This is a genomic window from Nitrosomonas sp. GH22 (assembly GCF_009833115.1).
Taxonomy (GTDB): Bacteria; Pseudomonadota; Gammaproteobacteria; order Burkholderiales; family Nitrosomonadaceae; genus Nitrosomonas; species Nitrosomonas eutropha.
The window spans coordinates 17,567-42,270 of the sequence record NZ_QRCA01000038.1 but is presented as its reverse complement, the minus strand read 5'-3'; the positions used below and the strand labels follow the sequence as shown (position 1 = coordinate 42,270).

Here is a 24,704-nt window from a genome sequence, read left to right as displayed (position 1 = left end):
ATTCAAACGCTTTTTGGCAGGATTGCCAGAAATGCCAAATGAATGAACTGTAAGCTGGTATTGAGCAATCGCTCACAGTTTTTCCACAGCCGCCGATTCTTTTCTAGCCACACGAAACTACGCCCCATAATCCATATGACCTTAGAGAACCTGCTGCTGCAACCCCTGTTTGCAACGACGCAGCCGCCAGCAAAGCTCCCTTACGGCCTGTCACCTCAGTCATAGTGACTGCTGCGGTTGCATGAGGTAATTCCTGCTGGGTATCTACCGCAATGTGGCGTTGAATCCCCGAAACTCTCTTACCCGCGTCATAACCCTTTCAACCGTGCTGTGTCGGTATTTTTGACACTTTGCGCGTCCACAATCAAGAACATGTTGCTAGCGGTGCGACCCAGTTTCTCTCCAGCGACGCCAACCTGATTTTTTAAAGCCTGCTCTAGCAGAGCTGCCACCTTCGCGTAATTCGCTCCAGATGGAAAAGTACGGGTGTACTTGCGCCATTTGGGAAACTTTTCGAGCAGCATGCGCCATTGGCAGGCACTCCTAAATAAATACAGAGCACCGCTCTAAATACCTCAGACAAGTCTATGCGTCTGGGATAGGTCTTCCAGCACAAGCGCTCCAGCAACAGCTTGATAATTTCAAATTGTTCACGACTGATGTCGCTCGGATAATTTTTCTCATGCCGCAAGCTTCTCATACTTCCCGAAACTTCGAACAGGTTCTGAGATCATCTGGACGGCTTGTCGATTTTTCTTACATGGCGCTCAAGGTAGTAAGGGTCATTCCATTATTACTTAATTTAAATCAGATAGATGCGATTAATGGCACAAAAATTGCATCGTTAATGCATGAGGTATTAATTCCTCAATATTGTTGCGATAGCAGCAAAGGCAAATCCAGGCACCTCATCAGAACACTACCAGGTTATTTCAGTGTTGCTGTGGTGCCTGTCGAAGCCGACAGGTTGCCGGCAAATACCGGGAGGGCCAGCAGCAGGACATTAAAAATGCTTTATCGATATTTATTGTATTTTTATGGAAATTCTGAAATGAAGAAAACAATTACCAGAATAGTCTGTGCCGGAATATTTCTGGCTGCTGCACTGGCCCTCGGACAAAAAATGTTTATGGAGAATCAAATCACTGCTAGCAATCAGGCTGACGCTCGCACCGATCTCACTGCCAGTGAGATCGGTGATGGCTATAGCAGAAACAGGTTGAGTGCCCATAATAGTGTGGAAATAACCAATATTGGTGACAGCATCGGCAGCTCTGCTGTTGAAAGTGACACTACTGCCTTTACTAGTACTGATGAAGATTCTGTCCATAAGAATGAAGATGACGTTATCGGCAACGATTATACCAATAACATATATCACGCTGAAGCCGGTGAAAAAACTACGGGTCATTCCGGCCGCAACAACAATAACTCTAACCATGCCAGTTCAGGCACAAGTGCGGGCATTGGAGCAGGTATTGGCCGCAGAACAGCAGATTCACCTCCAGGAAGCGGTGGCAGCTTTTTTCCAGGCAGGGGTAGTATAGGTGGAGGTGCTGCCCCCCATACTGGGAAAGATGGAAAAAATACGGGCAGCAATGACAATGCCAACAAAGAATACTCTGGTAACGCTGCTGGCACGAGTACCGGTGCAAATCCGAATCAGGACAATACTGCAGATAAAAACAACTCTGACCAAGGTAGCGCGCCCAATAATAACAAGGGCAATCCACCGCCAAATATAAGGGATTTGAATCCAGAGCACAAAGATAAGGATAATTCAGAACAAGGTGATAGGCCTAGTGACAACGATCACGATGACAAGCCGATCGGTTTCAGCTCGCCAGATACAGAAACTCCAAAATATTACGATGGCCCTCCCGGCAATGAGCCGTATGATCCCTCCCAGCCGCACACCCCCACTGCAGGAAATGATCATCCGAGTTACATCGATAAAGGAATGTCTGGAGAAGTTGGCGAAACTGCAGCTAGACCTATCCCCGAGCCTGTCAGCATTTTTCTGATCGGGCTGGGCAGTATGATATTGCTATGGGCGCGCCGACGTAGTACCTGAAACTGATTTAGCCGTGCCAATATTCAAATACCGGTAGATATGCATCAGACATATCTGCCGGGTCAATGACACAAATCTGCTTGAAAGATATGTCATACTCCTTCTTTACTTTACTCTGTTTCGGAGGAGTGTTTTTTCGTGGCCAGCTATGAATTCCTGATCGGCTTACGCTACACACGCGCCAAGCGCCGCAATCATTTTATTTCCTTTATTTCACTGATCTCATTACTAGGGATGACACTGGGTATGACGGCACTGATCACCGTCATGTCGGTCATGAATGGCTTCCATAAGGAAGTGCGTGCCCGAATTCTTGGCGTTGCATCACATGCCCAGATTAGTAGCTATGAAGGGAGCCTGTACGATTGGGAAAAAATTGAGGAAATCGTCACTCGGAATCCGCAGATTGTCGCGGCTGCGCCTTACATTGATGCACAGGGCATGCTTTCCCACGACAATATGGTGCACGGGGTAATGGTACGAGGTATTTTGCCGGATGATGAAAACAAAGTTGCTGATTTTGGCGACAAAATGATCATGGGCAAACTGGATCAGCTGGTACCAGGAGGGTTCGGTATCGTTATTGGCCGGGAGCTGGCACGCAATCTGAATGTTTTTCCAGGTGACAAAATCGTGCTGATCTCGCCCCAAGGGCAAATCACACCAGCCGGGATACTCCCACGCCTGAAACAGTTCACTGTCATAGGTATTTTTGAAGTCGGACACTTTGAATACGATTCCGGGCTGGCATTGATCCATCTATCAGATGCACAAAAGCTTTACCGCATGGCACCTAATCAGGTTTCCGGCATCCGGCTCAAACTGCACGATATGTTTGACGCACCACAAGTCATCCGGGATCTGGCCGAGATATTACCCCCCGATCTCTATTTCACCGACTGGACACAACAACACGCCAACTATTTCCGGGCGATCCAGATTGAAAAACGTATGCTATCGCTGATTCTTGCGTTAATCATCGCAGTGGCAGCATTCAATATTGTTTCCACGCTGGTGATGGCGGTAACTGATAAACAATCGGATATCGCAATCTTGCGTACACTGGGAGCAAGCTCTGGCAGCATCATGAAAATATTCATCATCCAGGGTGCACTGATCGGTATTCTGGGAACTTTGCTGGGATTACTGGGGGGGGTGTTACTGGCCTATAATGTGGGGGACGTTGTTGCATTCATCGAACATATGTCCAACACTCAGTTTTTATCGCAGGAAGTCTATTACATCAGCAAGATTCCTTCTGATCCACAATTGGCCGATATTGCAACCGTTGCGGTTGTTTCCCTGATTTTGACCCTGCTGGCCACGCTCTATCCCAGCTACCGGGCATCAAAAGTCAATCCGGCCGAGGCATTGCGCTATGAGTAAAATTATCATTGCCTGTCGCAACTTGTATAAAAGTTACTATCAGGGTGATCTTGAAGTACCTGTGCTGCACGGTATCAATCTACAAGTAAATGAAGGTGAAATGGTTGCCATTGTTGGTGCTTCCGGCTCGGGAAAGAGTACCTTGCTACATTTGCTGGGCGGCCTGGATAAGCCAACGCGCGGGGAAGTACTTTTGCTGGACAGGGAATTCACCGCGATTAGCGAAGTAGAACGAAGCACGCTACGCAACCATGCACTCGGTTTCATTTATCAATTTCATCATCTGCTACCCGAATTCAGCGCACAGGAAAATGTAGCCATGCCGCTGTTCATCCGCCGCATGGACAAAAAAGCAGCAATGGAACAGGCAGCCGAGATACTGCAGCGAGTGGGTCTGGGCCATCGGCTAACCCATACTCCCGGGGAATTGTCTGGGGGCGAACGCCAGCGAGCAGCTGTTGCCCGTGCACTGGTTACCCGGCCGGCCTGTGTACTGGCTGATGAACCAACTGGCAATCTCGATCGGCACACAGCCGGGGCGATATTTGATCTCATGCTGGAACTTAACCACGAAGCCAATGCAGGACTGGTGATCGTCACCCATGATACCCAACTGGCTAGCCGGGCAGATCGAGTATTACATTTGATGGATGGTACGCTGCAATAATAGAATCAATCTGCGGTAATTCTTACGTCAATCCTGTGTTTTCCTCGCTTTTTCGTCGAGTGAGCGTAAATAAGAGAGCTTCTCGCTTATTCTGATTTCCAGACCATGAGCAGTAGGCCGGTAGAACCGAACGGCGGACATATCATCGGGGAAATAGTTTTCACCGGCAGCATAAGATTCCGGTTCATCATGGGCATAGCGGTACTCACGCCCATAACCCAGCTCTTTCATTAACTTGGCAGGCGCATTACGTAAGTGGACCGGAACAGGATGAGAGCTATTCTCTTTTATGAAGCTCCGCGCCTGCTTATAAGCAGTGTAGGCAGCATTGCTTTTCGGCGCACAAGCCAGATAAAGTGCAGCTTCGGCCAATGCCAATTCACCTTCGGGGCTGCCCAGCCGCTCAAATACCTCACAGGCATTCAGTGCCAGCGTTAATGCACGCGGATCCGCCAGCCCGATATCTTCGGCAGCCGTGCGAACCAGTCTTCTGCCAATATAGCGTGGATCAGCACCGCCATCGAGCATGCGGCACAGCCAATACAGTGCAGCATCGGGAGAAGAGCCGCGAATAGATTTATGTAGCGCCGAAATCTGATCGTAAAACGCATCCCCTCCTTTATCGAATTGGCGTACATTGCGCATCAGCACTCTGTTTAAATAAGCAATATCAATTTTTACAGTTTTTTCAGTATCTGCGGCATGCTTTACCTGCTCCAGCATGTTCAGCAGGCGGCGCGCATCACCATCTGCAAATTTAACCAATAATTCAACAGCGTCTGGATCAAACTGTAAATTGGAGATCGCGATCTTGCAGGCTCGTTCAAACAGCTGATGCAACTCCGGATCAGTCAATGCATTCAGTGTGTATACCTGGGCACGGGACAACAACGCGCCGTTGACCTCAAACGAAGGGTTTTCGGTGGTTGCACCGATGAACGTAATCAATCCCTGTTCCACATGGGGCAAAAAGGCATCCTGCTGAGCCTTGTTGAATCGGTGGACTTCATCCACAAACAACAATGTCGATCTGCCAGTATGCTGCAGCGTAAACCGAGCACGCTCAATTGCTTCCCGAATATCCTTAACACCCGACAATACTGCAGAAATAGCGATAAACTCGGTATCAAATGCCTGTGCCATGAGTCGCGCTAGCGTAGTTTTGCCACTGCCAGGCGGCCCCCAGAGAATCATGGAATGTGGTTTGCCAGATATAAAAGCAAGTCGCAGAGGCTTGCCGGAACCCAACAGATGAGGTTGTCCGATAACATTATCCAAGGTCTGCGGGCGCAACCTTTCTGCCAGCGGAGCTGCTGGATTATGCGTAGAACAAAAATCAGTCACTGATCACGTCCACCCCTTCAGGCGGCGTAAACTGGAATAAATCAGGCGTGAGTACTGGATTTTGTTCTGTCCCGGAAAAAATTAACCATGTCACCTGATCAAAACTGTCGCGCAAAATCATTTCACGCAACATGCCTGTTTGTGAGAAACCCAGCCGGATCAGCTCAAATGCGTTTTCCTGATTTTTGGGAATTGCCTCCAGCCATTCTGTTTCGCCCTGCACATCGATTTCCTGCAGATTAAAATCACGTTCGATGGTATTACCTCCTGCGAGCAGTGCAGCCGGGGTGCTACCCAAAGTTTGATCAAGCCGATGTACTGTAACCTGCGCAAGGTCCTGATCATAAAACCACACCTGCTTACCATCACCGACAATCAGCTGCTGATAGGGCTGGTCGTATACCCAGCGAAATTTACCAGGGCGCTCAAACATCATGCTGCCACTGGCTTTTTTAACGACCTGGAAGTTTTTGTCGAGTAGTGTCTGTGAAAAATCGGCTCGGAAGGTCAGCGCTTTATTGACGAAAGCTTTCAGGCTTTCAACGGCACTTGCCTTTGCTGACACGGGTAACAGACAGATTGATAACGCGAAAACGAACAGTAAACGGGACATGATAAATTATCTGTTTAAGTTGATTGATCGGAAACGAAACTGTATGAACCAGATTTTACTTATTCATTTCGCTCGGGAACCAGTACTTCCCGGTTACCATTACTTTGCATGCTGGAAACGAGACCGGTACGCTCCATTTCTTCAATCAACCGGGCAGCACGGTTGTACCCAATACGCAACTGCCGTTGCACCAGTGAAATTGAGGCGCGACGGGATTTGATCACGATACCGACTGCTTCGTCATAGAGCGGGTCCGCTTCTCCACCAGCAGATTTGCTGTTATCACTGCTATTTTCATCAGTGCCTCCTCCCTCCTCACCAGCCTGAAGAATTTCCTCAACGTAGTTCGCCTCACCATGCTGTTTAAGGTATTCCACCACCTTGTGCACTTCATGATCTGCCACAAATGCACCATGTACACGCTGGGGGTAGCCGCTGCCAGGTGGAAGATAAAGCATGTCACCTTGTCCAAGCAGTGCTTCTGCCCCCATTTGATCAAGAATGGTCCGGGAATCAATCTTACTGGAAACCTGGAATGCGATACGTGTTGGGATATTGGCCTTGATCAACCCCGTAATCACATCCACCGACGGGCGTTGTGTCGCAAGCAGCAAATGGATACCGGCAGCGCGTGCTTTCTGGGCAAGCCGTGCAATCAGCTTCTCGACTTTCTTACCCACAATCATCATCAGATCAGCAAGCTCATCGATCACCACCACGATCAAAGGCATTTCTTCCAGCAGTTCGGGAGAATCGGGTACCGAGCTGAGCGGATTGGTCAGCGGCTCCTCATTCTTTGCCGCTTCTCGCACTTTCTGGTTGTAACCGGCCAGGTTGCGCACGCCCAGAGCCGACATCAACTTGTAGCGTCGCTCCATTTCAGCAACGCACCAGTTGAGCGCACTGGCAGCATCACGCATATCGGTAACTACTGGGGTCAACAAATGCGGAATACCTTCATAGACGGATAATTCCAGCATTTTCGGGTCAATCAAAATCAGGCGGATATTATCCGGTGAAGCTTTGTAGACCAGGCTTAGAATGACAGCGTTGATCGCGACAGATTTGCCGGAACCGGTCGTGCCAGCCACCAGGGCATGCGGCATTTTAGCCAGATCAGACACCACAGGGCGCCCACTGATATCCTTGCCAAGCGCAATGGTCAGAGGAGACGAGTTATCCGCATAGACTTTGGATGCAAGAATCTCATGCAGGCGAACCATCTGGCGTTTCGGATTGGGGATTTCCAGTCCCATGACGGTTTTACCCGGAATTGTTTCCACAACACGAATACTGGCGACCGTCAAGGCACGCGCCAGATCCCTGACTAGATTGACGATCTGATTACCTTTGACGCCAACAGCCGGTTCGATTTCATAACGTGTAATGACCGGGCCAGGGTAGGCAGCTACCACCTTGACTTCCACACCAAACTCCATCAGCCTGCGTTCAATTAGGCGCGAGGTATATTCCAGTTTATCACTGGATAATACTTCAACGTTATCCTGCGGTTCATCCAGCAAATAAAGCGGGGGGAGAATCGCATCGGGTGAATTGGAAAACAACGGAATCTGTTTTTCCTTGTTGCTGACCCGCTGAGATTTGGGAATAGCAGTTTCAGGCATTTCAATATGCAGCGGAACGGAGGGAAGGGATTGCTTCCTGATCTCGCCAGTCTGAAACTCCGACACACCGGACAAAACCCTTCCAGCCCGCTGATCCAGCCATCTCACACATGCATCCCTGACAGAAAAACAGGCGGCCTCGACTGCACCACCGATTTTTTCGGACAGGCGCACCCATGACAGTCCGGAAAACAAACTGAGCCCGATTGCAAAAATAATCATCAGAGCCAGTGTCGCGCCGGTAAAACCGAGCAATAACGATAGCTGTTTGCTGAGCATTTCTCCCAGCAGGCCACCGGGAGCCAGCGGAAGTGATAGGCGCAACGTATGGAAACGCAGCGCCTCAATTCCACTGCTGGCGGTCAGTAAAGTGATAAATCCTGTAAAAGACAGCATGAGTACACGTGGATCATATACGCTGGCAATATCAATGCGTCGATAACCCCACCAGACAGTGGCGAAAAAAAATATTACCCACCACCATGCTGAAATACCGAAAAAATAAAGCATCATATCTGCCAGCCACGCACCGGCACTACCCCCTGCATTACTGATCTGCTGGAATGTGCCGCTATGCGACCAGCCTGGATCGGTACGATCAAAGCTGATTAAAATCAGGGTGAGGTAAAGTGCGATTCCACCCAACACCAGAGAAACTGCTTCACGTAACAATCGGCTGGTTCTGGGTGGCAAAGGATTGCTGGCAATTTTTTTCGCCATCGGTTTGTCCGTGAAACTCATGTATACATCATCTTTAACTTCAAAATTCAGGCCGGTTCACAAAACCAGCTGTGCTTTTATGTGCCACAGAAAAAACTACGCCGCTATGAGAACGATTTTCTGAATGTTTTAACAGCGGCACCAGTATAGATGATCGTGAGTGGTTTTATGACTTGTCTGTATACCATCTGCTCCTGGGGATCGGATCAAGGTTTATTCAATTCCGAATACAAAAAATTAATTTTTGGCAGCCTTGAGCAATTCAATGATGTCAGGAAGTTTAGCAATATCCAACGCAGTTTTGTCGGTGGCAGTTTTAAGTTGTGTATCTGCCCCTTTTTCCAGCAGCAATTTGACTGTATCGATATTTTCATTCAATACGGCCGACATCAGTGCAGTCATTCCATCCTTGTTTTGAAAATCGATATGAGCACCTTTATCCAACAGCGCTTCGATAACCTGATTTTGACCATTCTGCGCCGCCAAGATCAGTGCGGTAAAGTCATTGGAAGCTTTCAGATCCGGTCGCGCACCCTGATCGAGCAATTTCTGGACAATTGCTAAATGACCGGATAATGAAGCCAGAATCAATGCAGAAGCCCCGTTGGCATCCTGCAGGTCAATTTTGGCGCCCTTTGCCAGCAGCATGTCAACGATATCCGCATAATCGTTCATTGCAGCCATATGTAATGCCGTAGTCTTGGCGTCGTTTTGCAAATCTGGTTGAGCCTGGTGATCAAGCAGGGATTTGGCTATACCGGCATAACCTTTCACGGCCGCTAACATCAGAGGCGTCAGTCCACTTTTATCCTGCAAATTGGGATTGGCACCCTTTGCCAGCAACAAATCAACAATCTCCTGGTGATTATTTTTACTGGCCAGTAGCAGAGCAGTTCCTCCCTGGACATTGGCCAGGTCAACTCCAGCCTTTCGTTCCAGCAGTAGCTTGACGACATCCTGATGGCCATTCTGTGCCGCAACTGATAATGCAGTAAAGCCCTCGGGGGATTGCAGATCTATTTTGATGCCTTCGCTCAACATCTTCTCCACACCTGCGACATCTCCCGTCAAGGCCGCCTTAAGAAACTCTACATCCTTGTCAGTATCAGCATACGCATGCGGGATTAACAGGAGAAGGAATAAAGCTGCAATGCCTGCCAAGCAGGATTGTTTCAATACGGCAAAAAATAATATGCTTTCCGTTGATTTCATTTGAATGTTGGTATTTTTTATAAAGAAATAGGTTCTGTTGATAAATAAGCCAAGGTTGCTTTTCAGAGGATGGTTGTTCAATAGGTTCTCGCTTTGGGCGGGAAAGATTCAACGGTCAGCGGCTTTAGTCGTACCGGTTTATAATCCAGGTGTTTATCCTTGCTGAAAAACAGAGAGTGCTTGAGCCATTTCTGGTCATCCCGCTCGGGAAAATCATCACGAGCATGCGCTCCCCGACTTTCATGGCGTGCTTCCGCTGAAATCATGGTAGCTACAGCTACTTCAATCAAGTTATCCAACTCAAGCGCTTCCACTCTGGCGGTATTGAACACCCTGCTTTTGTCCTGAATTTCAGTGTACTTAACCCGTTCGGCGATTTCGTTAATTTTTTCCACACCCTCTTTCAATACGTCAGAAAAGCGGAAGACACCACAATGCGTCTGCATGGTTTTACGCAGTGCCGCATTCGTTGCAGCAACACTTTCTCCATTCTTCTGGGTTTCCAGACGTGAAAGCCTTGTCAGTGTTTGTTCTGCTACATCCTGTGGCAATGATTTGTGATGACTATTTTTGGTCAGATCTTCAATAATTTGATTACCGGCAGCACGTCCAAACACGACAATATCCAGCAGCGAATTCGTACCCAGCCGGTTTGCACCATGTACTGACACACAGGCGCATTCGCCGACCGCATAAAGCCCCGGCACGGCTTCTTCCGGACTGGTTTTATAGGGAGCGACCACCTGGCCATGATAATTAGTGGGAATACCCCCCATCATGTAGTGCGCAGTCGGGACAACCGGAATGGGTGCCTCAATAGGATCGATATGCGCAAATCTGAGCGAGATTTCCCGGATGCCGGGAAGTTTGGATTGGATGGTTTCTGCACCTAGATGATCCAGCTTTAACAGCAAGTGATCACCGTCCGGGCCGCACCCTCTGCCTTGCATAATCTCCGTAACCAGCGCACGCGATACAACATCCCGGCTGGCCAGATCCTTGGCATGGGGTGCATAACGCTCCATAAAACGTTCACCCTCAGCATTCAGCAGATAGCCACCTTCTCCGCGCACTGCCTCACTAATCAGCATGCCTGCACCATACACGCCTGTTGGGTGAAACTGCCAGAATTCCATGTCTTCCAGTGGAATACCTGCTCGCGCAGCCATTCCCAAGCCATCGCCCGTATTAATGAGCGCATTGGTACTGGCCTCAAAAATGCGACAAGCTCCTCCCGTGGCTAGTAGCGTTGCACGAGCCTGCAAGATCATGACTTCACCAGTTTCCATTTCCAGTGCCGTGATTCCCAACACTTCGCCTTCATGATCGCGGATCAAATCCAGCCCCAACCATTCCACGAAAAACTGGGTGTTGGAGCTGACATTACGCTGATACAGAGTATGCAGCATGGCATGGCCGGTACGATCAGCAACTGCACAGGAACGGCTGGCCTGCTCTTCACCAAAGTGTAGGGATTGTCCGCCAAACGGGCGTTGATAAATTTTACCATTCGCCAATCTGTCAAATGGCATTCCAAAATGTTCCAGCTCATATACAACTTCAGAAGCGTGGCGACACATAAATTCAATCGCATCCTGGTCGCCGAGATAATCCGAACCCTTGACGGTATCATACATGTGCCACCGCCAGTCATCTTCAGTTATATTGCCCAATGCTGCAGCAATCCCCCCTTGTGCTGCCACGGTATGTGACCGGGTCGGGAAAACCTTGGATAAAACCGCAACCTTGAATCCAGCCTCGGACAACTGCAATGCGGCACGCATACCTGCTCCGCCCGCGCCGACAATGACCACATCAAATTTCCTTTGTTTAACTTTCACGTCAGCCCCACAAAATATCCAAGAACCATATCAGATAGCCCAATAATGCCACGATACACATGACTTGCAGTGTCAGACGAATAAACATCGGGTGAACATAATCCATCAGGACATTGCGCACGCCCACCCAAGCATGCCAGCATAGACCGGCAAAACAAAGCAATGAAGCAATTTTTACCCACTGAATGGAAAATAGCGATTTAAATTCTTCGTAACCTTCAGGTTGGTAAACAACCACAAGTACAATCAGTAATCCGGTATAGACCGCCATTATTACAGCGGTCACTCGCTGCACAAGCCAGTCCCTTAAACCATAATGTGCCCCGGTTATAATACGGTTTACAGGTTTTACCATAACCATATCCCCGCCAATACTGTTAAAATCGCCCCGAAAATCAGCACCAGTTTGCTACTCAGGCGAGCGTGCTGTAATTGCAAGCCGTAATGCATATCAAGCCCCAGATGACGAATACCGGCAAACAGATGATGTAGGAAAAACCAGGTTGCGAACAGCAGAAACAGCCTGCTCAGCGGATGAATTAGAATTGATTGCAAGCGGGCAAAACTCTCCGGTGATTCCAACATCATTTGCAGCCCGCAGAGAAATAACGGGATTCCCGGAAAAAAAAGCAATACGCCGCTAATGCGATGCAGAATGGAAACGATGGCGGGAAGAGGTTCTCTGATTTTAAACAGATTCAGATACTTGGGGCGTCGTCTCCCCGGATATTGAGTTTCCATAAATAATCAATCAGACCAGATAAATTTATCGGTGGGTGGATAACCCCAGCAGCTACTCAAGTTTTCTAGTTTAATCCGTTCCATGCCAGCAGACAACTTAACCTGTCAGCTGGAAATTTACCTTTGCCAGAGCTGGTGTGCGCATTGTTTCGATATATCAATACTGTTAAAATCACCTCCCATGACTAAATTTGTCTTTGTGACTGGTGGCGTGGTGTCTTCCCTGGGCAAGGGAATTGCTGCCGCTTCTCTGGCAGCCTTGCTTGAAACCCGTGGTATCCGGGTAACCATACTCAAGCTGGATCCTTATATCAATGTTGACCCCGGGACTATGAACCCGTTTCAGCACGGAGAGGTATTTGTAACAGACGATGGTGCTGAAACCGATCTGGATCTGGGACATTACGAACGTTTCATTAGTACCAAAATGACCCGGCGCAATAATTTCACTACCGGGCAGATTTATGAAAGTGTAATTCGCAAGGAACGTCGCGGAGATTATCTTGGCGGGACTGTGCAGGTGATTCCGCACATTACGGATGAAATCAAACTGTTTATTCGCAATGGTGTTTCCGATGCACAAGTTGCAATTGTAGAAATTGGCGGCACAGTTGGCGACATTGAGTCTTTGCCGTTTCTGGAAGCAATCCGGCAAATGTCAGTCCAGCTCCCGCATCACGATACCTGCTTCATTCACCTGACACTCCTGCCTTACATCAGCTCGGCCGGCGAACTTAAAACCAAACCTACTCAGCACTCGGTCAAGGAGCTCCGTGAAATCGGCATTCAGCCGGATGTGTTGCTTTGCCGCTCCGATCGCCCGCTTCCACTGGACGAGCGGCGAAAAATCGCACTGTTTACCAATGTTCGCGAGGAATCGGTTATTTCCGCCATTGATGTGGATAATATCTACAAAATTCCGGCACTATTACACGAACAAATGCTGGATGAAATTGTGTGTCACAGACTGGGTATTCTGGCAAAACCAGCCAATCTGACAACCTGGAAAAAATTGATCCACGCACTGGAACATCCGGAACATGAAGTTTCTATAGCGTTAGTCGGAAAATATGTTGATCTGACCGAATCGTATAAGTCGCTGTCGGAAGCATTGATCCATGCGGGGATCCATACACGCTGCAAAATAAATATTCATTACATCGATTCGGAAAATATCGAACGACATGGAACCGGCTGCCTGGCAAACATGGATGCAATCCTGGTGCCCGGGGGATTTGGTAAACGCGGGGTGGAAGGTAAAATCATGGCAATCAGCCATGCCCGCAATCATCAGATTCCTTATCTAGGCATCTGCCTCGGAATGCAGCTTGCAGTCATTGAATTTGCCCGCAATTGCCTGCAGCTTGAAAATGCTCACAGCACTGAATTCAACCCGGATACACCCTATCCTGTTCTCGGTTTGATCACTGAATGGCGTGATCGTCGCGGGCAAATCGAGAAACGTTCTCCCCAGACGGATCTGGGAGGAACCATGCGCCTGGGAGGGCAGGAATGTCTGCTGAAACCACACACCCTGGCGCGCAAAATCTATGGAACAGATAAAATTATTGAGCGTCACCGGCATCGCTATGAGGTTAATGCCGAGTTTATTCCGCAGCTGGAACAAGCCGGCCTGCAGGTAAGCGGCCTATCTGCTGCTGAAAATCTTTGTGAGATGATTGAGTTACCACAATCCAGACACCCTTGGTTTGTTGCTTGTCAGTTTCACCCGGAGTTCACCTCTACCCCCAGAAACGGCCACCCTCTATTTAACGACTATGTCCGGGCTGCCATCAGTTTTGCCGATAAATCCGGCCACGCAAAACTTCGTGACCATAACATGCAGAAAAATGTCGCAACAGACAGTACACACTGATTCATCAAAGAAAATGGCTGCATGAATATTTTATTTTGACAACCCCTTTTATCTTAAATAGATAAGCAGCAATAACCTATCAACCTTATTCTCCAGTTGAATGAAACAGCCTGTTTCCGACAGTAAACAAGATAAGTAAAATAAGCGCAATTACGCTGTCATTTTGTGAAATCTCAAAAAATCATGAAGTACGTCATAATAACAATGCTCCCGGAACATATAGCAGCAAGGTAGTTTGTATATTCTAAAAATTCTCCCATCACTAATGAATAACACAAGGAAAGCAGCATGAGTGCAATCGTAGATGTAATCGCCCGTGAAATTATCGATTCTCGCGGCAACCCGACCATAGAGGCCGATGTATTGCTAGAATCGGGTGTGCTCGGGCGTGCTTCAGTGCCATCCGGTGCATCTGTCGGGACACGAGAGGCTGTCGAGCTGCGTGATGGCGATACACAACGCTATTATGGAAAAGGTGTACTAAAAGCGGTTGAAAACGTCAACGGTGAAATTTCTGAAGAAATCATGGGGCTGGACGCCACAGAACAATGTTTCATTGATAAAACGTTAATTGAACTTGATGGCAGTGAAAATAAATCCAGACTTGGTGCCAACGCGATCCTTGCCGTTTCACTCGCAGTAGCAAAGGCAGCAGCAGAAGAATCCAGCCTTCCCCTTTATCGTTATCTGGGTGGGACTAACTCCAAGTGGTTGCCTGTTCCAATGATGAACCTGATTAATGGTGGTGTACACGCAAATAATCGCCTGGATATGCAGGAATTTATGATTATACCGCTGGGTTTGCCAAGCCTGCGGGAAGCTGTGCGTTGTGGTGCAGAGGTATTCGGCAAACTCAGAACATTGCTCCACAAAAAAAACTTGCCAACGACGGTTGGTGATGAAGGTGGATTTGCCCCTGGTTTCGCACACAATGAAGAAGCATTGGGCTTGATTGTACAGGCCATAGACGAAGCGGGTTATCAGCCTGGTTCAGAGGTGGCAATCGGAGTGGATTGTGCCAGTTCAGAATTTTTCCGGGATGGTAAATATCACCTTGCTGTAGACGGCCTCAGTCTTACTTCGGCTCAATTCATAGATTATCTGGCGTCCTGGGTGGAAAAATATCCGATCATCAGCATTGAAGATGGCATAAGCGAACAAGATTGGGACGGTTGGAAACTGCTGACTGAAAGACTTGGACAAACGGTTCAGCTAGTCGGTGATGATATATTTGCCACCAATACAAAAATTTTGAAGAAAGGTATCAATCGCAATATCGCCAACTCTATCCTGATCAAGATCAATCAGATTGGTACGCTTACTGAAACGCTGAATGCCATCGAAATGGCAAAGTGCGCAGGCTATACTGCCGTAGTCTCTCATCGTTCCGGCGAAACTGAGGATACAATGATTGCTGATATAGCAGTAGGCACTAACGCCTTACAGATCAAAACAGGCTCACTTTCGCGCTCGGATCGACTGGCCAAGTACAACCAGCTGTTACGTATTGAGGAAGATTTGGGTGATGTCGCACAATACGCTGGAAGGTCAGCGTTTTACCAGTTAAAACCATGAAAATCACAACCGGACTATTGGTTCTTATGATTGCGTTGACGCAATACCCATTATGGTTCGGCAAGGGTGGCTGGTTGGAAATTATGGAAATGCATGAACAAATCATTGCATTGCATGAAACCAACCAGAGCCTTCAGAATAGAAACACAGTGTTGGAAGCAGAAGTTAATAATTTAAAAAAAGGGCTTGATGCGATCGAAGAGCTTGCAAGAAGTGAGCTGGGAATGATTCGCAGGAATGAACTGTTTTTTCATGTAGTAGAGTACGAGAATAAATAAACATCTCGTCATAATAACTTGATATTTATCGCAGTAAAACAGCTTGAAGGTGAAGATTCATGATCTTCAAATGGATAATTCTAATCGCTCTTGGTTTTTTAGTTTTCTGGTTGCTCAAACCATTCCGAGGGAAACAAAAACACTCAGTGGATACAACCCCAGGAGCAATTGAAGATATGGTGCGTTGTACGTATTGCGGTGTACACCTTCCAGAGAGCGAAGGTATTATTGGGGATGGTCAGCATTTCTGTTGTGTGGAGCACCGTCAATTATATTTACAATCCAGGTCTTGTCACAAGTAGAAAAAGACAGGGGAATTCATGATCTGAAACTCAAGCAGATCAATGATGTTTCTGATATATGGGTAATGATACTCCAGTACAGACAACAACTAGAAATGCTGCTCCCGGCTAATAATATTTAGCCGGTACGGTATTTGCAACAGAGAAACTCTCAGCCCGGCATAAAAAATGCTTTGCTGATTTCCCCTGATATTACTTCTGTAAATATCTTCCGTATTTCTGATTGAATTTCTCAACCCTGCCTGCTGTATCTACGATTTTCTGTTTACCTGTGTAAAACGGATGGCAGGACGAACAAACCTCAATATGCAAAGGCCTGCTCAAAACGGATCGTGTCTTGAATTCGCTGCCGCAGCTGCATGTTACGATTATTTCATGGTACTCCGGGTGGATGCCTTCCTTCATTTGATATCCTTATTTTATCTTGTAAGAGCTAAATAAAAGGCAGCTATTATCACTTAAGATAAGTATGGCTGCAACTAACTACAGCTGCGTTAACTGAAATAAAAACCTCCCCACAAGTAGTAAGGTATTAAATTTCCACCCAAATTGAATTGGCCAACGTGGTCTTCGTGGTATTACACGCGCCGCATGGAATCAAAAAAATCAGCGTTATTTTTTGTGGCCTTAATTTTATCCAGCAGAAATGACATTGCATCCATCTCGTCCATCGGGTAAAGCAATTTACGCAGAATCCATATTTTTTGCAGGATTTCCGAGGATATCAAGAGTTCCTCTCGACGAGTTCCTGAACGATTCACATTGATGGCAGGGTAAATACGCTTTTCTGCCATGCGCCGATCAAGATGAATTTCCATGTTACCAGTTCCTTTGAACTCCTCATAGATCACATCATCCATACGTGAACCGGTATCCACCAGCGCAGTGGCGATAATGGTAAGTGACCCCCCTTCTTCAATATTGCGTGCAGCACCAAAGAAGCGTTTGGGACGTTGTAATGCGTTTGCATCCACCCCACCGGTCAGCACCTTGCCGGAGGCAGGTACGATCATGTTATATGCACGCGCCAGGCGGGTAATTGAATCAAGCAGGATGACGACATCTTTCTTGTGCTCAACCAATCGTTTAGCCTTTTCGATCACCATATCGGCTACCTGAACATGACGAGCAGCCGATTCATCAAAAGTTGATGATATGACTTCCCCCCTCACGGAACGTACCATTTCTGTAACTTCCTCAGGGCGCTCGTCAATCAAGAGCACCATTAACACCACATCCGGATGATTGGCTGCAATAGAATGTGCGATGTGCTGAAGCATCACCGTTTTACCTGATTTTGGACTGGCCACCAATAACCCACGCTGACCTTTCCCAATGGGTGCAATTAAATCAATAATCCGACCCGTAATATTTTCCTCGGATTTATTATCGCGCTCCAACGTCAGACGCTCAGTTGGAAAAAGTGGCGTCAGATTTTCAAATAGTATTTTGCGCTTGGAGTTTTCAGGTGGCTCATTATTAACCTTGTCTATCTTGACCAGTGCAAAATAACGCTCTCCTTCTTTCGGGGGTCGTATTTCACCATCGACTGAATCCCCCGTATGCAAATTAAAACGACGGATCTGACTGGGGGAGATGTAAATATCGTCAGGCCCGGCAAGGTAGGATGTGTCTGGAGAGCGTAAAAACCCGAAGCCATCCTGCAGGATCTCCAATGTACCCTCTCCGAATATGCTCTCACCTTTACGTGCCTGGTTTTTCAGGAGGGCAAAAACCAGGTCTTGCTTGCGCATTCGGTTGGCACCCTCAATATCATTCGCGATAGCCATTTTTACCAACTCTGAAACATGAATGCTCTTTAAATCAGATAAACGCATGAAAGTGACTCTTGAAGATCAAAAAAAGTGCAGGTGAATGGAGGGAATATTCAGAGCGTGCTATGAGATGTATGAAATTATTGCCGGCTTACTCAATATCGGATAATAAAATCGCGATTTGTAAAGACCGCTCACGCTCTAATGAAATAGAGTCAGCCGAATGTAAAGATTGCACGTAACTCACTCGGCCTGTATCAGTACTTAAAATCTGGTTTTACAGATGGTCATCAACAAACGCTATCAACTGCGATTTTGATAAGGCCCCAACCTTTGTGGCCTCAATATTCCCGTTCTTGAACAGCATCAAGGTCGGAATTCCACGAATACCGTATTTCTGTGGAGTTGATTGATTTTCATCAATATTAAGTTTAGCTACTTTAAGGCGACCATTATATTCATTTGCAATTTCATCCAGAATGGGTGCAATCATTCTGCATGGTCCACACCATTCAGCCCAATAATCGACAAGTACCGGGAGGGGACATTGCAATACCTCTGCCTCAAAAGTTGCATCTGTAACATAATGGATGTGTTGGCTCATGAAATCCTCTTTTAAAGTTTGCTGGATCAAAGTGAACGCTGACGGCAGTTGCAGTCTGTTGCAACTGACCAATTAACTGAATTCAAATGATAGTGTCCTAAACAGCCACTAAAGACAACTTGAATTCTAAAATGACTCTATATTTGTATACTACAGAAAGAACGGGCGGGTAATAAGTAAACTATGCAGTGTTTTTGTTTTTTAAAAATGTAGCTTTTACCGTAACTGTGAGGCAAAACTAAAAGATCTGAATATTTTATATATTATACTTACAATAACATTCAAATCAATAAATTTGTCAACATTTTTGAATTTTTTGCAAGTATTCCAGCAGGACAATCCCGGGGATTATCGGCACAAGCAGACTTTGAATCATCTTGTAATAAGTCCAATAATACTGCAAGTCTGTAAATTACTCCTTTATTCATTATGTTTGCGCACTTAGATTAACCCATATGAAAACCTGATTTTAAGCTGACAACTTTCAATGAAACACCTCTCTTTACCTGATCAAAGCAAATACTTCGAACTGATTCGCAGCACTCTGAAACATTTATCAGGATTTTTACAAATGAACTACGATTTCTGCTCAACTCGTCCGGCATTCCTGAACTTCTTGGTTAAAAATCTATTCAGGCTGATAAATTCCAGTTATTTTCCGGATCGCCTGCTTTTATTTATGCCAATAATCCTGATTGCTTATTCTTCAGTTTGTTTAGCCGCACAACCAACTCTCATTTCGCGCTCAGAAGTCAGAAATTTTATAACGTATATGGTGAACCACCATCAATATGAAATAGACGAATTAGAAAAAATATTTTCTCAGACAAATTTCCGGCCCGATATTCTCAAGCTGATCTCTACCCCGGCCTCAGCAATTACCTGGGATGAATATCGGAAACGATTTGTCAATATGCAGCGCATTAGAGGTGGAATTAATTTCTGGAACAAGCACGCCAGCGAATTGGAACAGGCAAGAAAAATCTACGGTGTCCCTGAGGAAATCATCGTCGCGATTATCGGTATTGAGACTGCTTATGGTTCATCAACCGGCACCTACCGCATCCTGGATGCATTGACAACACTAGCTTTCGATTTCCCCAGAAGAGCAGACTATTTTCGTGAAGAGCTGGAGCAGTATTTATTGCTGGCAAGGGAGCAAAAATTTGGGTTGCTGGACATCAAAGGCTCTTATGCCGGGGCAATTGGCATCCCTCAATTTATGCCCGGAAGCTACAGGCGCTACGCAGTTGATTTTAATCATGATGGAAAAATTGATTTATCCGGGAGTGCTGCCGATGCGATTGGCAGTATAGGTAATTATCTGAAGGAATATGGATGGGAAGCAGGCAAGCCGATTGCTGTTCGTGCGCGGATCAGATCAGAAAACTTTCAGAAGTTTCTGGATGCGGGCATAGAACCGTTACATTCAGTTAAAAAATTACGCGAAGCCGGCATCATCCCACTCGATTCAATTACAGATGACACTCTGTCAGCCTTGCTGGAATTGAACAGCCAAGGTAACCGCCAGTTCTGGCTGGGATTCAGAAATTTTTATGCAATCACACGCTACAACCGCAGCACTTTTTATGCCATGTCCGTTTTTGAGCTGGCCAGAGCAATTCGCGTTGCCAGATCTTCATAGCCAGCAGGTTGATAACCATCAAATAGACCCTTCGAGGCGGTGCCCAAGATGATAGTCTCACTGGCGACGATTAATCGTCCTGTAAGCGTACCGCAAGCACATCACATTTTGCATGATAAAGCACCCTGTTCGCAGTGGAACCCAATAACAATGCGAGTCCGTGTCTTCCACGCGAACCAACCACGATCAGATCAATCCTTTCCTGCTCAGCGATACGAATAATTTCCTGTCTGGGCTCTCCCCAAATCAGCCAGCGGCAACCAGGATTGATTTCCAACTCATCACCTATTTCATTCAATTTTTGTTTCTCTGTCTCCAGCATTGCATAAGATATTTTGGTATCCAACAGAATCACGGTGCCGTAAGGCGTATCAGGCATGGGAATATTATCCAGAACATGAATAAGACTGAGCTTTGCCCCAGTTTGCAGCGCCAAACTCCTAGCTTTCTGCGCAACCTGGCTGTCCTGTGGTGAAAAATCCACGGCAAGTAAAATATGTTGGTAAACAGACATGATTTTCCTGACAAGTTAATAAAGCAGAGTTAAGGAATCTCCGTACCAATAACCATCATTAATTTTCAAAACTAGCGATATTATGTTTCATTAGAATTAAAACAGATAGCTCAACAGGCATTATTCTGCGCTCATTCTCTGATTAGGAATAATATCTGTCTGGCGGAGACCTTGCTTCCCGCCGGGCTGAATATCTGGTGTACTACGCCGCTGACAGGTGCCTTGATCGTAAATTCCATCTTCATTGATTCCAATACCGCTAAAGCATCACCCGTGTTCACATGCTGTCCTTCACTTACCAGCAATTTCCATACAATACCGGTTAAATGTGTGTTTACCACACAAGTTCCTGTAGGTATGGTGATATTGTACGGTACGCAGTTGTTTTCCGGGGGTTCACTGGTCGTATAATTTTCCTGCCCATCCGCTTTCCAGCGTTCACGCTCAGCTATGTAGGCAGCTTTCTGCTTTGTTTTGAAGGCATCAATCGATACAGCATGTTCTTTCAGAAAGTTGTTGTATTGTTTGAGATTGAAACGATCTTCTTCAATGTACGGACTAAATCTTCCATTCGGAAAATCTTTGCGTATCTTGGCCAGCTCTGCCTCTGTCACAGGGTAGAAGCGCACCTGATCAAAGAAACGGAGCAACCAAGGTTTGCCCTCTTTAAAATCTTTTGTCTGAATATGGCTGTTCCACATCTGTATGGTACGTCCCACCAGCTGATAACCACCCGGGCTCTCCATACCGTACACACACATATAGGCGCCGCCAATCCCTACCGCATTCTCTGGTGTCCAGGTACGGGCTGGATTGTATTTGGTCGTGACCAAGCGATGTCTTGGATCCACAGGCGTGCCCAGTGGCGCACCCAGATAGACATCCCCTAATCCCATCACTAGATAGCTGGCATCAAAAATAATGTTCCTGACTTCATCAATACCGTTCAATCCATTGATTCGTCGTATAAATTCGATATTGTCCGGATTCCATGGTGCATCCTTACGCACAGATTGCATATATTTTTTCATAGCCAGCTGAACGGATGAATCGTTCCAGGAAAGCGGCAGATGCACGATCCGTGTCGGTACTTCCATATTTTCAACGGAAGGTAGTTTTTGCTCTGCAGAAATCAGCGTGTCCAGCAATCTGCTGCGTGGCAATATTCTGGAATCAAAGCGGATATGCAGTGAGCGGATGCCGGGCGTCAAATCCACGATTCCCGGCAGATCACCGCCATCCACAGCCTGCTGCAACCATTCCATCAGCGCATGGATACGAAAACGCAGGTTGAAATCAAGCGTCATCGAGCCATATTCTACCAGCAGGTTTTTATCTCCCGCCTGCCGATACACAACCTGCACCTGTTCGCCTGCTTCTGGAATGGTATGCAAGATGGGAGTATCGGGTGATGTTGACGTCGCTGTCTTTATCGTAGTTGGCGCCGATATTGTTTCCGGGAGATGCAAACTGCGGACGAATGCATCTTGAGATGCCTCTAGTGCTGTTGCATCATCGGCTGTGATGCGCTGAAAGGTAATGCGATCACCAGGCTGGAGTTGCCCCATTTTCCACTGCTCAGCATACGCAACTGTTACCAGACAGACGAACCCACCCAGGCTGGGACCATCCGGCCCAAGAATAACCGGCAGATCTCCAGTAAAGTCCACCGCGCCAATTGAATAGGGAACATCGTGCACATTGGAAGGATGCAGTCCAGCCTCTCCACCATCTGTCCTTGCCCATTCTGGTTTCGGGCCGATCAGACGCACGCCGGTACGATCAGAGTTATGGTGCACGACCCATTCGGCAGCAAAGAAACCCGTGACGCTTTTTTCTGTAAAGAAATCTGGCGCGCCATGCGGGCCATATAGCACTGCGATTTTCCAGTGATGGGTATATTGCGGTACAGCTGCTTGCGGCAGTTCATGCGGAACATACTCTGCATAGAGGTCTGCTGCGATGTTCAACATATCGCCTGCCTGTAGGATGCGACCTTCATGCCCGCCGAACTGGCCCAGCATGAAGGTGGATTTGCTGCCGAGATAATCCGGGACGTCAATACCGCCCTGTATTGCCAGATAAACCCGGCTGCCCTGATCCAGCACATCGCCAAAAACAAGTAATGTCCCTGCTTTAACCTTGTGCGATTTCCATTGCGCTAATGGCTTTCCGTTCAAGGTTACTTCGACGGGAGCGCCCGTCACTGCGATGACACTGTCGTAATGAATGCGCAGAGTCGGCCCCGAAAAAGTGATTTCAATAGCAGCCTGCCCTTCCTCATTTCCCACCAGGCGATTAGCGAGCCTGAATGCCAGGCTGTCCATCGGCCCGGAAGGTGGTACACCGATATTCCAGTAACCTCGTCTTCCAGGGTAGTCCTGTATCGTAGTTTGTATTCCAGGTGTGACTACTTCAATAACAGGTTTGGCGGCTTTACTCGTACTTAACGTTTTATCGGACATTCTGTTCTCCATGCTCGGTAATGTCTGGCTCAGGGGGCAGGGTTCGGCTATTGTTACATTCTTGGCCAGATCAGCAGACGGATAGGGGTGGGGTTGTAGGCATTACACGGATTATTCAATTGCGGACAATTTGAAATCAGTACCACCACATCCATTTCGGCGTGCATTTCCACATATTTGCCGGGCGCTGATACACCATCGGCAAACTCCAGGTTACCTTCTTCAGTTACTGGAACATTCATGAAGAAATTGATGTTGGCGGGGATATCGCGCTTGCTCATACCGAGTCGTTCACACACCGGATCATGCGCCAAGGCATGCAGAAAATTATCCCGACAGCTGTGCATCGGGTATTTATCCAGCGCATAGCGAGTGGTATTGCTTTCGGCCGCGCAGGCACCGCCTACCGTATCATGTCGCCCACAGGTATCCGCTGTAATGGTGAGCATGACATTACCGAAATTGGAATACAGTTTGCTGCCGGTTGTCAGATACAGACTATGTTGCCGGCATATGGTGTCGGATGCGCTGTAACGCTCCATTGCATCCTGTGCATTGTAAAAAAGCGTATCGACTGCCTGATTGCCTTCAAGATCAACGATGCGGAATGTTTGCCCCTTTTTTATTTCCTTGACCCATGGCTCACCTGCAGCACAAATTTCATTGATAACGGCAAGATCGGGATTTAGTGTGCTTTTAACCAGATTTTTTGTGCTCATTTTTCACCTCCATAAGCATAAAGACGTCGGGTGTTTTCCAGTGCGCGTGCATTCTCCGCAATGTGGGCACATGCATTCTCTGCGGTAGAAGACGATGGGAATACCGCCAGATCAATCGCACCGGGGTGATAGGTTTCCGCCGGATCCAGTGGATGCGAGGCTGCGGATAGCACGATCAGTGTATCCATTACAAAAGCCAGATCCACATGGCCTCCTGCTTTGCTGTGATTTACATGAAATTGCAATTCTCCAGACAGGCCAGCAGTCACCTTGCTGAAAAAATTGATGTTGGGTACTACGTCACGCCTGCCCAACCCCCATTTTCCCAGCTCAATCAGCATGCCATCGAGTCCGCTGCGATACATATCGTTACGCAGTTCCTGATACCGGCCCAGGCCAAATTTCTGGCGTATCAGCCCGGCGTCACTCAGACCACAAACCGTATCGTTCCAGCCTGCCGTATCTTCAGTGATGCAACAAAAAACCCGTCCCATATCGGAATGGCAGGCATGGCCTTTGGTTAAGTGGAATGTATGCTGTGTTTTAAGCGTATCTGCCATGTTGTAACGCTCCAGTTTTTCTTCCATGTTGTAAAACAGAACGGCGGCATTGGCGCCTCCTGCCGCGTCTGTCAGGCGCAACGTGGTTCCTCGACGTACAATTCCCGACCAGTGACACCCGCCGGGAATATGTGTTTCCCAAAGATACTGAACAATCTGATTCATACC

The 24,704-nt window shown here is 47.3% G+C and carries 22 protein-coding genes and 2 pseudogenes; 8 read left to right on the top strand and 16 right to left on the bottom strand.

The features are described from left to right. Nucleotides 1-2: 2 nt before the first annotated feature. A pseudogene (locus ABF86_RS10620) lies at nucleotides 3-700 on the bottom strand (transposase). On the opposite strand from ABF86_RS10620, the gene ABF86_RS10615 reads away from it, so the two are divergent. From ABF86_RS10615 to lolD, 3 genes are all read left to right on the top strand, one after another. Continuing rightward, nucleotides 683-2,074, top strand: coding sequence for a PEP-CTERM sorting domain-containing protein (locus ABF86_RS10615; protein ID WP_107818407.1), 1,392 nt, complete (start codon nucleotides 683-685; stop codon nucleotides 2,072-2,074). The pseudogene ABF86_RS10620 and the gene ABF86_RS10615 sit on opposite strands and share 18 nt — an antisense overlap. 138 nt (nucleotides 2,075-2,212) lie before the next feature. After that, nucleotides 2,213-3,460: a lipoprotein-releasing ABC transporter permease subunit gene (locus ABF86_RS10610; RefSeq protein WP_011635460.1), complete on the top strand. Its 1,248-nt coding sequence runs from the start codon at nucleotides 2,213-2,215 to the stop codon at nucleotides 3,458-3,460. Then, a complete protein-coding gene (lolD, locus tag ABF86_RS10605; RefSeq protein ID WP_011635459.1) occupies nucleotides 3,453-4,127 on the top strand; it encodes a lipoprotein-releasing ABC transporter ATP-binding protein LolD in 675 nt (224 codons plus the stop codon). The genes ABF86_RS10610 and lolD overlap by 8 nt, the downstream gene beginning before the upstream one ends. Before the next feature lie 27 nt (nucleotides 4,128-4,154). Here the strand turns inward: lolD and ABF86_RS10600 are convergent, their stop codons facing one another. The 7 genes from ABF86_RS10600 to sdhC all read right to left on the bottom strand — a co-directional run bounded on the left by ABF86_RS10600 (nucleotide 4,155) and on the right by sdhC (nucleotide 12,223). After that, complete coding sequence (locus ABF86_RS10600; RefSeq protein WP_074456066.1) at nucleotides 4,155-5,471, bottom strand: replication-associated recombination protein A; 1,317 nt, start codon at nucleotides 5,469-5,471, stop codon at nucleotides 4,155-4,157. Next, nucleotides 5,464-6,084: an outer membrane lipoprotein chaperone LolA gene (lolA, locus tag ABF86_RS10595; protein WP_011635457.1), complete on the bottom strand. Its 621-nt coding sequence runs from the start codon at nucleotides 6,082-6,084 to the stop codon at nucleotides 5,464-5,466. The genes ABF86_RS10600 and lolA overlap by 8 nt, the downstream gene beginning before the upstream one ends. 59 nt (nucleotides 6,085-6,143) lie before the next feature. Continuing rightward, on the bottom strand, nucleotides 6,144-8,450 hold the full coding sequence (locus ABF86_RS10590) for a DNA translocase FtsK (RefSeq protein WP_011635456.1): 2,307 nt from the start codon (nucleotides 8,448-8,450) through the stop codon (nucleotides 6,144-6,146). A gap of 216 nt (nucleotides 8,451-8,666) precedes the next feature. Then, nucleotides 8,667-9,641 carry an ankyrin repeat domain-containing protein gene (locus tag ABF86_RS10585; RefSeq protein WP_011635455.1) on the bottom strand — a complete coding sequence of 325 codons (975 nt, stop codon included), beginning with the start codon at nucleotides 9,639-9,641 and terminating at the stop codon, nucleotides 8,667-8,669. Nucleotides 9,642-9,718: 77 nt separating this feature from the next. Beyond that, entirely contained in the window at nucleotides 9,719-11,482 is a 1,764-nt protein-coding gene (gene sdhA, locus ABF86_RS10580) for a succinate dehydrogenase flavoprotein subunit (protein ID WP_011635454.1), read from the bottom strand. Nucleotide 11,483: 1 nt separating this feature from the next. Beyond that, nucleotides 11,484-11,837, bottom strand: a complete 354-nt coding sequence (gene sdhD / locus ABF86_RS10575; RefSeq protein WP_011635453.1) for a succinate dehydrogenase, hydrophobic membrane anchor protein — start codon at nucleotides 11,835-11,837, stop codon at nucleotides 11,484-11,486. Then, nucleotides 11,831-12,223 carry a succinate dehydrogenase, cytochrome b556 subunit gene (gene sdhC / locus ABF86_RS10570; RefSeq protein ID WP_011635452.1) on the bottom strand — a complete coding sequence of 131 codons (393 nt, stop codon included), beginning with the start codon at nucleotides 12,221-12,223 and terminating at the stop codon, nucleotides 11,831-11,833. Before sdhC ends, sdhD begins: the two co-directional genes overlap by 7 nt. A gap of 181 nt (nucleotides 12,224-12,404) precedes the next feature. Between sdhC and ABF86_RS10565 the strand changes: the two genes are divergently transcribed. The 4 genes from ABF86_RS10565 (at nucleotide 12,405) to ABF86_RS13125 (ending at nucleotide 16,254) form a co-directional block, all read left to right on the top strand. After that, a complete protein-coding gene (locus ABF86_RS10565; protein ID WP_011635451.1) occupies nucleotides 12,405-14,099 on the top strand; it encodes a CTP synthase in 1,695 nt (564 codons plus the stop codon). A 288-nt stretch (nucleotides 14,100-14,387) separates the two neighbouring features. Beyond that, a complete protein-coding gene (gene eno, locus ABF86_RS10560) occupies nucleotides 14,388-15,674 on the top strand; it encodes a phosphopyruvate hydratase (RefSeq protein WP_011635450.1) in 1,287 nt (428 codons plus the stop codon). Then, nucleotides 15,671-15,952, top strand: a complete 282-nt coding sequence (gene ftsB / locus ABF86_RS10555; RefSeq protein ID WP_011635449.1) for a cell division protein FtsB — start codon at nucleotides 15,671-15,673, stop codon at nucleotides 15,950-15,952. The genes eno and ftsB overlap by 4 nt, the downstream gene beginning before the upstream one ends. A gap of 59 nt (nucleotides 15,953-16,011) precedes the next feature. Next, on the top strand, nucleotides 16,012-16,254 hold the full coding sequence (locus ABF86_RS13125) for a PP0621 family protein (protein ID WP_074456064.1): 243 nt from the start codon (nucleotides 16,012-16,014) through the stop codon (nucleotides 16,252-16,254). Between the two features lie 192 nt (nucleotides 16,255-16,446). Here the strand turns inward: ABF86_RS13125 and rpmE are convergent, their stop codons facing one another. From rpmE to ABF86_RS10535, 4 genes are all read right to left on the bottom strand, one after another. Beyond that, nucleotides 16,447-16,659: a 50S ribosomal protein L31 gene (gene rpmE, locus ABF86_RS10550; RefSeq protein ID WP_041353600.1), complete on the bottom strand. Its 213-nt coding sequence runs from the start codon at nucleotides 16,657-16,659 to the stop codon at nucleotides 16,447-16,449. A gap of 173 nt (nucleotides 16,660-16,832) precedes the next feature. After that, the gene (gene rho, locus ABF86_RS10545) at nucleotides 16,833-18,092 is read right to left on the bottom strand and encodes a transcription termination factor Rho (protein WP_011635448.1); all 1,260 of its coding nucleotides are present in this window, start codon (nucleotides 18,090-18,092) and stop codon (nucleotides 16,833-16,835) included. Nucleotides 18,093-18,306: 214 nt separating this feature from the next. After that, complete coding sequence (trxA, locus tag ABF86_RS10540; RefSeq protein WP_011635447.1) at nucleotides 18,307-18,633, bottom strand: thioredoxin TrxA; 327 nt, start codon at nucleotides 18,631-18,633, stop codon at nucleotides 18,307-18,309. 281 nt (nucleotides 18,634-18,914) lie between these two features. After that, nucleotides 18,915-19,061, bottom strand: a complete 147-nt coding sequence (locus ABF86_RS10535) for a hypothetical protein (protein WP_160803592.1) — start codon at nucleotides 19,059-19,061, stop codon at nucleotides 18,915-18,917. A 143-nt stretch (nucleotides 19,062-19,204) separates the two neighbouring features. On the opposite strand from ABF86_RS10535, the gene mltB reads away from it, so the two are divergent. After that, entirely contained in the window at nucleotides 19,205-20,278 is a 1,074-nt protein-coding gene (mltB, locus tag ABF86_RS10530) for a lytic murein transglycosylase B (RefSeq protein ID WP_074684985.1), read from the top strand. Between the two features lie 70 nt (nucleotides 20,279-20,348). Here the strand turns inward: mltB and ABF86_RS10525 are convergent, their stop codons facing one another. From ABF86_RS10525 to ABF86_RS10510, 4 genes and pseudogenes are all read right to left on the bottom strand, one after another. Further along, nucleotides 20,349-20,792 (bottom strand): universal stress protein, encoded by a 444-nt coding sequence (locus ABF86_RS10525; protein ID WP_011635445.1) that lies wholly within the window; start codon nucleotides 20,790-20,792, stop codon nucleotides 20,349-20,351. Between the two features lie 131 nt (nucleotides 20,793-20,923). Beyond that, a pseudogene (locus ABF86_RS10520) lies at nucleotides 20,924-23,212 on the bottom strand (5-oxoprolinase/urea amidolyase family protein); the annotation flags it as partial. Nucleotides 23,213-23,310: 98 nt separating this feature from the next. After that, a complete protein-coding gene (locus ABF86_RS10515; RefSeq protein WP_011635443.1) occupies nucleotides 23,311-23,976 on the bottom strand; it encodes an urea amidolyase associated protein UAAP2 in 666 nt (221 codons plus the stop codon). Then, a complete protein-coding gene (locus ABF86_RS10510) occupies nucleotides 23,973-24,701 on the bottom strand; it encodes an urea amidolyase associated protein UAAP1 (protein ID WP_011635442.1) in 729 nt (242 codons plus the stop codon). The genes ABF86_RS10515 and ABF86_RS10510 overlap by 4 nt, the downstream gene beginning before the upstream one ends. Between the last annotated feature and the right edge of the window lie 3 nt (nucleotides 24,702-24,704).